The organism is Streptomyces swartbergensis, assembly GCF_002148965.1.
Taxonomy (GTDB): Bacteria; Actinomycetota; Actinomycetes; order Streptomycetales; family Streptomycetaceae; genus Streptomyces; species Streptomyces swartbergensis.
The window spans coordinates 20732-29679 of the sequence record NZ_NGFN01000054.1; the positions used below are offsets into that span (position 1 = coordinate 20732).

Below are 8948 nucleotides of genomic sequence, written 5' to 3' on the forward strand. Positions count from 1 at the left end.
TGTACTCGCATGATCGGCCATTGTCCAGTCAATGCGAACTCTTCAAACGATGGGCTTGACGCCCGGCTCCGGACAGTGCCATGGTCATCGCAGCGGGCATTGTCCAGTCAATGCGAATGGGCAAGCAATGCGCGACATCGTGCTGCCCGTGCACGAAAAACGGCTCCTCCGGCCGATCTGCCAGGACCACCGGAGGAGCCGCCGTAAGGGCCGTTCCAAGAAGGGAGCACGACCCCACATGAACATCATCGTTGCAGGTCAGCGCATCGTTACGGCGGCCGAATTCGCCGAGGTCTCCATGGGCTTCGACCTGGAGCTGGAGCCGGTCACCTTCGACACGGCGGCCGGCCAGGACGCGCTCGCGGACATCGTCGCCGAGCTGGAGCGCGAGGCCGACACCGACGTCGACGCCGAGGACCTCGCCCACTACCGCAGCCTGCTGGGAAGCCGCATCGTGCGACTCCCCCGCCGGGCCACGACGCACTTCGAGCGGGGTGTCGCGGCATGAAGCGCGCCCTCGCCCACACCGCCCTGTTCCTGCTGACCGTGCTGGAGATGACCCTCGGCGTGATCGCCGGTGTCGCCGCCCTGGTCAGCGTCATCACCGAGATGGTGGCCCGCGCGACGGCCGCCGGCGGCGACACCTTCGCCCGGCGCCTGCGCATCCGCCCCGTCTCCCCCCGGCTCCGCACCGAGATGGCGAACGTCCTGTCCGGGCTCGCGAACCCGGCGGCTGGAGGTACCCGATGAGCTACCGCGAGGAGCGCCGCGCCGACGAGGCGCTCAAGGCAGAGCAGGCCCGGAAGAACGCCGAGCTGCGGGCGGAGCAGGCCCGCGAGGACCGCCGCCTGGAGGTCGAGGCCAAGCTCAAGGCCAAGGAGATCGAGGCCGAGCAGAAGCGCAAGGACGCCGAGCTGCGGGCGGAGCAGGCCCGGAAGGACGCCGAGGCCAAGCGCCGCCAGGAGCTGGCCGACAAGCGGGCCCGCGCGCAGGAGAAGGAGCGCAAGCAGGCCGCCCGCCGGGCCAAGGTCGCCAAGGTCACCCGCTGGGTCAACGGCAACCCGGTCACGATGTTCGTCGGCTTCGTGATGGTCTGCTCGATCGTCCCGGCCGTCATCTCGCAGGTGGGCGCACTGGCCGACGCCGGGGTGTTCGTCCTCCTGGCCGCGCTGCTCTCGGCGATGCTGGAGGGCACGGCCTGGGCCCTGACTTTCATGGGCAAGCAGGCCGAGGACGCCGGAAGGCCGGCGGGCAAGTACCGGGTCGCCACCTGGGTCACCGCCTTCCTCGCGGCTGCGGTGAACTACTGGCACTGGGCTGAGGCCCTGCCCGGTCACACCTGGGTCGCGATCGTGTTCGCCGCATCGTCCCTCATCGCGATCTACCTGTGGGACATGAAGACCCACGGATCGCACGGCAAGACCAAGGAGCAGCGCCGCGAGGAGAAGGCCCGCCGCAAGCACCTCGCCGCGCGCCGCAAGGACCACAAGGACATCGCCGCCGAGGCCGACCGGCTGCTGTCCGCCCTGCCGTTCGGGTCGATCACCGAGGAGGAGGCGTTCGCCACCGCGTGGCGGATCAAGAAGGGCGCCGAGCCGGGCCTGTCCGCCGAGGTCTACGCGAACGCCACCAACGCCCGGGTCGCCCTCGGGGCCGCCTTCGAACTGGGTGAGCACGTCCGCCCGGAGCTGGTCCGCGCGGGGATGCTCGCGACCCTCTACAACCCGCTCCCGCACCGCCTCTCAGAGGGCATCCCGACCCTCGGTCCGACCCTTCCGCTCCCGGCTCTCCAGCGGCCCTCTGAGGGCGCTACAGCCCTTGCGGGAATTGGGATGTACGGGTCTGAGGCCGCAAGCGAAAAAGCCCGCGAGAAGGCCAACGGGAAGGCTTCTGGGAACGCTGGCGACGACGCCAGCGGGAACGGTCGCCGGGGCCGGTCGGATGAGGAGCTGGAGGCGCTCCTGCCGGAGGCGCTGAAGGTCGCCGCCGAGCTCGTGGCGGAGGGCAACCAGATCTCCGCCGCCGCCCTGTCGAAGCGTCTCGGCATCCGCCGGGACGACGCCCGGCGGCTGCGGGACCGGGTCATCGCCGAGCGGAAGCTCAAGCTCGTCGACGGCGACGGCGACACCGAGCTGGCGGGCTGACATGGACCGGCCGCCGATCGTCGCGAGCGTTCTGTACAAGACCGTCGTCGACGCTGCCGGAGGGCACTGCCAGTGCCACTTCGAGCAGCCCGGCGGGTGCGGCAGGAACGACCACCCGGTGACGGGCCGGTCCTGCTACGAGCGGCCGGAGTACAAGAAGCCGCTGATCGTGGCCCCGCTCGACCCGGACACCCCGACCCACGTCGCCGTCACCCTCGGCGCCGAGGACCTGATCGTCCTGTGCCGGGCGTGCTTCACCCGGCGCACGAACAACCGCAAGAAGGCCCGCGAGCAGGCCGCCGCCGAGCAGCTCGCCGCGGACGTCCTGTTCTGACCCCCCGCAAGCCGCGGGGCCCGGCGCCTCCCTCTCACAGTCGCCGCCGGGCCCCGCTTCCTCCCGAAGGAGAAGGACAGCATGACCGAGATGCCGACCGGACCGGGCACCGACCGCACGGACCTGGCCACCATCACCTACCTCCCGGGCGCGGGGCCGGCCACGGACGCCAGCACCACGCCCGCCGCCCCCGCTTTGGGTGGCATGACCGAGCCCACCGACCGGGCCGCAGTGGTCGAGTCGGCCCGCCGCGTCCTGGAGGGCCGGGTCACCCCGGCCCCGGTCGAACTGGAGAAGGTGGACGACCTCGACCTGGACGCGTTCGACGCCCGTCCGCTGATCCCGGCCTGGGCCAAGACGCCCGAGGGCTGGGCCATGTACTCCGGCGTCCTGTACCGCTCCCGGCTGCGGGCCTACCGCCGTTGGGTCCGCCGTCAGCGCACCGACCGGGGCCACGTCGCGCAGTTCAAGCGCGGCGCCCGCCGCGTCCAGGACTGGGTGGTCGGCTTCGAGGGGATCCAGGCGCAGGCCCTCGCCCACCAGGCGCACACCGCCGCGAAGGAGGCCCGCGCCGCCGCCCGCGCCGCCCGGTTCACCCCGGCGCTGATGAAGAAGAAGAAGGAGGTCGCGCTGCGGGAGGCCGACCGCACCCAGACGGTTGCCATGCAGGCCGTCACCGCGCACAAGAAGGCCAAGCAGTACCGGCGCACCATGCGTTCCCTGCGGTGCGGCGCCGCGTACGGTCCGCCGCTCAGCGCGATCGGCGCGGGCTACCTGCAGGCCGGATGGTTCGGCGCGTCCGCCGGCGCTTTCGCCACCTTCGCGGGCGGCGCCTTCGCCGGACGCCACGTCATCACCGAAGAGACCGACTGGTCCGCCGACTGGCGGTCCCTGGGAGACGGAGACCCCATGACGGCACCGATGCTCGACAACTGCTTCCAGGCCGCGAAGGTCATCGGCGCGGACGAGTCCCTGGCCATCATCCAGATGCCGATGCTGGACGCGCGCGGCGCCTGGTCGGCGGTCGTCGACCTGCCGCCCGGCATCCCCGCGAAGAAGGCCATGCGTGCGCACGCCGAGCTGGCCAGCGCATTCGGCGTCGAAGAGGCCCAGCTCAGCATCACCAAGAGCAAGGCCAAGGGCGCCCGCGCCGGACGGCTGGAGCTGTACGTCAGCAAGGAGCTGCCGTTCACCGGGGACGTCGACCCCGGCCCGCTGCTCGCGCTGGAGGCCGCCGCCAACTTCTGGGGCCGCATCCAGATCGGCCCCGACGTGCGCGGCCTGCCCATCTCCATCTCCGTGGTCGAGCGTTCCGGCCTGATCGGAGGCGAGCCCGGCGCGGGCAAGTCCGCGTCCGGCAACACCATCCTGCTCGCCGCGGCCCTCGACCCGCGCGTCATCCTCTGGCTCGCGGACGGCAAGGGCGGTGGTGACCTGGAGCCCTTCGAGCCGCTGTGCGAGTACTACGAGGGTGCGGCCGACCCCGAGGCGTTCGACGAGATGCTGGACGCCGCGATCCGCGACATGAAGCACCGCTACGCGCTGCTCAAGAAGCTGGGCAAGCGCAAGGTCACCGAGGAGCTGGCGAACAAGTACCCCGAGCTGCGGCAGAAGCTGCTGTGGGTCGATGAGCTGATGCTCTACACGACCGACGAGGACTTCGGAAAGAAGATCACGAAGAAGCTCCGGAACCTCGTCAGCCGGGGCCGCGCGGCCGGGATCATCACCTTCTGCGCCACGCAGAAGCCCGGCTCCGACGTGGTCGACACCTCCCTGCGTGACCTGCTCTCCATCCGGTGGGCGCTGCGCTGCACCACCCCCGAGGCGTCGGACACGATCCTCGGCAAGGGCGCGGCGGCGTCCGGGTACAGCGCCAAGACCATCGAGCCGGAGATGAGGGGCGCCGGCCTTCTGTGGGCGGAGGGCTCGAACCCCGTCCTGGTGCGCGCCGACTACTACACCGACGAGCAGGTCAAGGAGCTGCTGGAGCGCGCCCACGACCTGCGGGCCAAGGCGGGCACGCTGCCGGAGGGTCCGAAGTCCCTCGCCGACCAGCTCCGGGAGAAGGGCGAGGACGACGCCCAGGTCCTCGCTGTCCTGCTCGACGTCTTCAACGCCTACGACCAGGACGCGAAGGCCGACGACGAGAACGCGGCCGTCGACTGGCTGCCGGGCACCGTCCTGGTCGACGCGCTCAAGGCCGCCGGTCTCGACATCACCCCGGAGAAGCTGGCCCGCCTGGTCGTGCGCGAGGCCGACGAGAAGGCGAAGCGCGCCTGGGAGGGCAGCAAGTCCGCGCTCAACGGCTACCCGCTCGCCGCCGTGCTCCGGGCGGTCCAGTCGAAGTACGGCCTCACGGCCTGACGGACCCGGATCCACCCTGGACGGCCGCCCGATTTGGGCCGATATGCCCCCGGATCGGGCGGCCGTCGACCCGGACGACACCCCCCTCGACCTGGACGTGCACTGTCCAGGTCGAGCCGGGGAGCGTCCAGGATGCGCACCCCCTCTGACCTGCATCGATGCGAACCCCGTCCGGGCTCCGTCCAGGTCCCAGCACTACCCAAACCCTGACAAACCCAACGCGACGGAGGACGACCCCCATGGGCGTCAAGTACGTGCTGACCGAGCCCGCCCCGCCCGGCTGGTGGGCCAAGAACAAGGTCATCGTCTGCTCGGTGGCCTGCCTGCTGATCGGGCTCTACATCGGGGGCGGCAACGACGGCCAGGCGGTGCCCGCCAACACCCCGACGCCCACCCCGAGCGTCACGCCGACCCGCACCGGCAAGGGCTGAGGGGAGAGCGCGATGGACACCAAGCCGGACCTGAAGCTCGTGGGCATGGCGCACGTCGACGGCCAGGAGCTGCTGTGCGGCGAGTGCGGCAACGGCTTCTCACTGGAGATCCACAAGCACGGCTTCCGCGAGGTCTCCCCCGCCTGGATCTCCTGCCTGTCCTGCGGCAAGGGCGAGGACTCGACCGTCATCACCAACGGCCTGGTCGACGCCGTCCTCGCCGGGTGGCAGCAACGGCGGAAGGACGCGGACCGCGACATCTTCACCGCCGAGTGGCGCGGCATCGTGATGACCGGCGAGCTGTACCCCACGTTCGACTTCCACCAGGCCGTGGGCGCCGCCAAGGCCGTGCACGAGGTCGCCGCACCGGAGGTCAAGGCGTGGTGGCGGTCGAAGAAGAGGGCCGCCAAAGCGCAGATGAAGGAGAAGGCCGGCGCGGTCACCGGCGCCGCCAAGGGCAAGGCGAAGGAGACCGCCGACGCCGCGAGGGAGAAGGCGGGCGAGGCCGTGAGCACGGCGAAGGCCACCGCGCTCACCACGGCCTGGACGCTGCAGACCGGCGGGGCCGGGCCGACCACGAGCGTGAAGCCGAAGCGCCAGCGCTGCACGGTCAAGGGCTGCCGGGGCGGCAAGGTCACCATCTCCACCCGGATCCACTCCGCCACCGGCAAGACCCGCGAGGTCAAGATTCCGTGCGGCGTCTGCCACCGCAGCAGCTCCTGACAACCCCCGCGCCGGAAGAAATTTCAGGGCGCTGACCTGCACGAACGCGCTCTATGCAGACTCGGAGTCTGCGAACCCCTAGACATGCAGACTCGGAGTCTGCATTCTATTTATCGCAAGCGGAAAAGCAGTCGGAAAAGCAAGCGGAAGGATCAACGATGAACGACCAGCCCAGCCAGCACGAGGGATACGTCGCCACTGAGCGCACCGGTCCGGATGAGGTCACCACCGTGATCGTCACCAGGGAAGGCGTCACCGCCCACCGCATCCCCGGCGGCATCACCGAGGACGAACTCCTCGACTGAGCTGCTCCTCAGCCCCGGACCCGCATCAGCGGGCGCTGCGACGGCGTCGGATCGAATCCGGCCCGGGGCACGCAAAACCGCCAGCAGAAAAGCCAGCAGAGGAGCAAGCGTGAAGAAGCCCAACCGCGTGATGTCGTTCCTGTTCAGCCTGATCGGCCAGAGCTGGGCCTACGACGAGGTCGAGGAAGTCCGCGAGGTCATCGCGACGAGGTCCTTCGACTCCCTCCCGGAGCGCGCCGAGATCCACAGCAAGGGCGCCGCGAGCCTGACCGACTCCCTCGCCTTCCAGCCCGGCCTGGTCGACCTGCACGACGAGCTGCACGACACCTGGGTCTACCTGGCGTCCCTGAAGGGCCGAGCCCGCGAGATGGGCTACGCCTCCCTCGCCGGGCACCTGGAGGCCGCCGCCGACTCCACCCGCGACGTCATGGAGCAGGTGGCCAGCGCCGCCGAGGCGACCGTCCCCGCCCCCCAGGTCCCGCTGACCAGGTAGACACGCCCCGGGGCGGCCGTCACCCGGCCAAGGATCGCCGACCGCCCCGGGCCCCGTAATCCCGCTCCGAACGGCAGCGGGAGGGAGCCCCCATCGTCCCTCACGACACCGAAGGAGCCCGCCATGAGCCCCCGCCCCAACCAGGAGATCCGCGCCGCCGCGAAGGCCCGGATCGCCGAACTGAAGAAGACCCGCGACGAGGCGCACGCCGCCGCCGAGCGGGCCAAGGAGCAGGCGGACGAGGCCATGTGGAAGGCCATCGCCGCCGAGCTGGACGAGGGCCAGGCCCTCCAGCTCGACGCCGCCGAGGCCACCGGCTTCAGCCGCGACCACGTCCTTCGCCGCACGAAGAAGTACCGCACCAACCAGGACTGACCGCCCGGCCCCCGGTCTTCGGCCCGGGGGCCGGCCACCTTCCCCAGGAGGTTGACCCGTGAGCACCGACCGCGCTCCCGAGACACCGCGCACCGAAGCCGCGGTTCAGCCGTACCGCCCCGCGTACGACGTGACACCGCACTACCGGATGCCGCTGCAGACCACGCCGCTGAACGGCACGGTCGAGCTGTACGACGAGAGCGACCCGGTGGTCTGGGTGCCCGACGCGTACGGCCAGATGGTCCCGATGCGCCGGTCCGCCGCCCCGGCCCCGATGCAGCCGATGCCGCCGCGCGACCTGACCCCGCAGCCCCTCATCGACCCGCGCGCCCAGATCGTCGCGGCCGGGGGCGTGCTCGCCGCCGGCACCGGTTGGGGCATCGGCCAGGCCCTGGCCCCGCTCGCCGGGATCGGCGCGGGTGGGCTGATGTGGCTGGCCATCGCGATCGTCGGCTGGAAGCTCGCCCCCGCCCTGATGGGTGGGCGCACGACGGTCGAGAACCACACGCACGTCACGAACAACAACCGCTGGTTCGGCCGGTCCAACACCACCGTCAACCACTGATCGGGGAGACCACGATGGCGAGCAAGAAGGCTCTGAACCCGCCGGTGGGCGAGTGCCGCCAGTGTTGGCTGCACGCCTACGACAGCCGCGAGCAGCACAAGCACCTGAAGCCGCGCGAGGACTGCCCGGCGTGCGTCGACCACATGCTCAACGGCCACGGCAACATGATCGTGGGGCGGTGACCACCATGCCGCTGCCCTGGATGAGCCGCGCCGACCGGCGCCTCTGGAAGTCCGCCCGCACCGTCCTCGACCTCGGCGAGCTGATGGCCCGCTGGCTGGAGGGCACGATCGCCTCCCGCCCCGGCTACCAGCCGCGCTTCGGCCCCGACGAGGAGACCGCGCACCTGGTGCCGACCCTCGCCGCGCTGTGCCGGGCCGGGTACGTCACCACCTGCTCGCAGCCCGGGTTCGCGGGCACCGGCGCGGACGGCCTGTGGTGGGAGCAGCGCGCTGCGGTCGAGCTGGTCGTCACCGACGCCGCCCTCTTCCACCGCCTGGTCGACGCCGCGCACGCCGCCGGGCTGACGGTCCGGATCAACGACCACCGCCGCGACGGCGTCGTCCAGGAGCAGCCCGTCGTCGTGACCACCCGCGACGGGGAGCCGGTCACCGCGTTCGGCGGACGGATCGGCCGCGCGGACATGGCCATTCAGTGGCCCGGCCTCGACCGCAGCCTCTACGACCAGGTCGCGCACGGCACGTACGTCTCGATCGTGGCGCCGGAGTACGGCACCGCCGGCGAACGGCTCTGGGTCGTCCTCGACCACCTCACCGGCCTGCGCCGCGAGGACCCCGCCAACCCGTGGACCACCACCGCACCGCCCCTGAAGGAGATCTGACCCGCGCCCGGCGACGTCCCCGCACGACGTGCCGCCCTCCCCCGCTTTTGGGTGGCAGGAGATCAGCCCGGAACCGGCCCGCAGTCCGGCCGCTTCCGGGCTGTGTGCTGCGAGGCCCGGTGAGACGCAGGCCACCCCCGCAGTGCGCCCTGGGAGCGGACGGCGCACCCGGACCGCGAGATTCTTTCGGGGCCTGACCAGCACAGACCCGCTTTATGCAGACTCGGAGTCTGCGAACCCCTAGACATGCAGACTCGGAGTCTGCATCATCTAATTACCGCAAGCGAAAAAGCCAGCGGAAACGACAGCGGGAAACCGCGAAGGAGACCAGCACCCATGACCGCAGCCGCAGTCTTCGCCGCCGTGTTCGTCG

At 71.1% G+C, this 8948-nt stretch carries 13 protein-coding genes; all 13 read left to right on the forward strand.

The annotated features are described in order from the left end of the window. The first annotated feature begins 238 nt into the window (after positions 1-238). The 13 genes from CA983_RS11865 (at position 239) to CA983_RS11920 (ending at position 8575) form a co-directional block, all read left to right on the forward strand. Positions 239-508 (forward strand): hypothetical protein, encoded by a 270-nt coding sequence (locus tag CA983_RS11865; RefSeq protein WP_086600858.1) that lies wholly within the window; start codon positions 239-241, stop codon positions 506-508. Next, entirely contained in the window at positions 505-750 is a 246-nt protein-coding gene (locus CA983_RS11870; RefSeq protein WP_086600859.1) for a hypothetical protein, read from the forward strand. The genes CA983_RS11865 and CA983_RS11870 overlap by 4 nt, the downstream gene beginning before the upstream one ends. Then, positions 747-2144, forward strand: coding sequence for a DUF2637 domain-containing protein (locus tag CA983_RS11875; protein WP_086600860.1), 1398 nt, complete (start codon positions 747-749; stop codon positions 2142-2144). The genes CA983_RS11870 and CA983_RS11875 overlap by 4 nt, the downstream gene beginning before the upstream one ends. 1 nt (position 2145) lies before the next feature. Continuing rightward, positions 2146-2478: a hypothetical protein gene (locus tag CA983_RS11880; protein ID WP_086600861.1), complete on the forward strand. Its 333-nt coding sequence runs from the start codon at positions 2146-2148 to the stop codon at positions 2476-2478. Between the two features lie 81 nt (positions 2479-2559). After that, the gene (locus CA983_RS11885; protein ID WP_086600862.1) at positions 2560-4842 is read left to right on the forward strand and encodes an FtsK/SpoIIIE domain-containing protein; all 2283 of its coding nucleotides are present in this window, start codon (positions 2560-2562) and stop codon (positions 4840-4842) included. Positions 4843-5081: 239 nt separating this feature from the next. Beyond that, positions 5082-5273, forward strand: a complete 192-nt coding sequence (locus tag CA983_RS11890) for a hypothetical protein (RefSeq protein WP_086600863.1) — start codon at positions 5082-5084, stop codon at positions 5271-5273. Between the two features lie 12 nt (positions 5274-5285). Further along, positions 5286-5996: a hypothetical protein gene (locus CA983_RS11895; RefSeq protein ID WP_086600864.1), complete on the forward strand. Its 711-nt coding sequence runs from the start codon at positions 5286-5288 to the stop codon at positions 5994-5996. A 158-nt stretch (positions 5997-6154) separates the two neighbouring features. Next, complete coding sequence (locus CA983_RS46195) at positions 6155-6301, forward strand: hypothetical protein (RefSeq protein WP_158101854.1); 147 nt, start codon at positions 6155-6157, stop codon at positions 6299-6301. A gap of 109 nt (positions 6302-6410) precedes the next feature. Beyond that, positions 6411-6794 carry a hypothetical protein gene (locus tag CA983_RS11900; protein WP_086600865.1) on the forward strand — a complete coding sequence of 128 codons (384 nt, stop codon included), beginning with the start codon at positions 6411-6413 and terminating at the stop codon, positions 6792-6794. Between the two features lie 123 nt (positions 6795-6917). Continuing rightward, positions 6918-7169 (forward strand): hypothetical protein, encoded by a 252-nt coding sequence (locus tag CA983_RS11905; protein ID WP_086600866.1) that lies wholly within the window; start codon positions 6918-6920, stop codon positions 7167-7169. A gap of 58 nt (positions 7170-7227) precedes the next feature. Next, positions 7228-7734, forward strand: coding sequence for a hypothetical protein (locus CA983_RS47140; RefSeq protein WP_208636941.1), 507 nt, complete (start codon positions 7228-7230; stop codon positions 7732-7734). 14 nt (positions 7735-7748) lie between these two features. Continuing rightward, positions 7749-7916 carry a pRL2-8 gene (locus CA983_RS11915; protein WP_086600867.1) on the forward strand — a complete coding sequence of 56 codons (168 nt, stop codon included), beginning with the start codon at positions 7749-7751 and terminating at the stop codon, positions 7914-7916. A gap of 5 nt (positions 7917-7921) precedes the next feature. Further along, positions 7922-8575, forward strand: coding sequence for a DUF6919 domain-containing protein (locus tag CA983_RS11920; protein WP_425276444.1), 654 nt, complete (start codon positions 7922-7924; stop codon positions 8573-8575). The last annotated feature ends 373 nt before the right edge of the window (positions 8576-8948 follow it).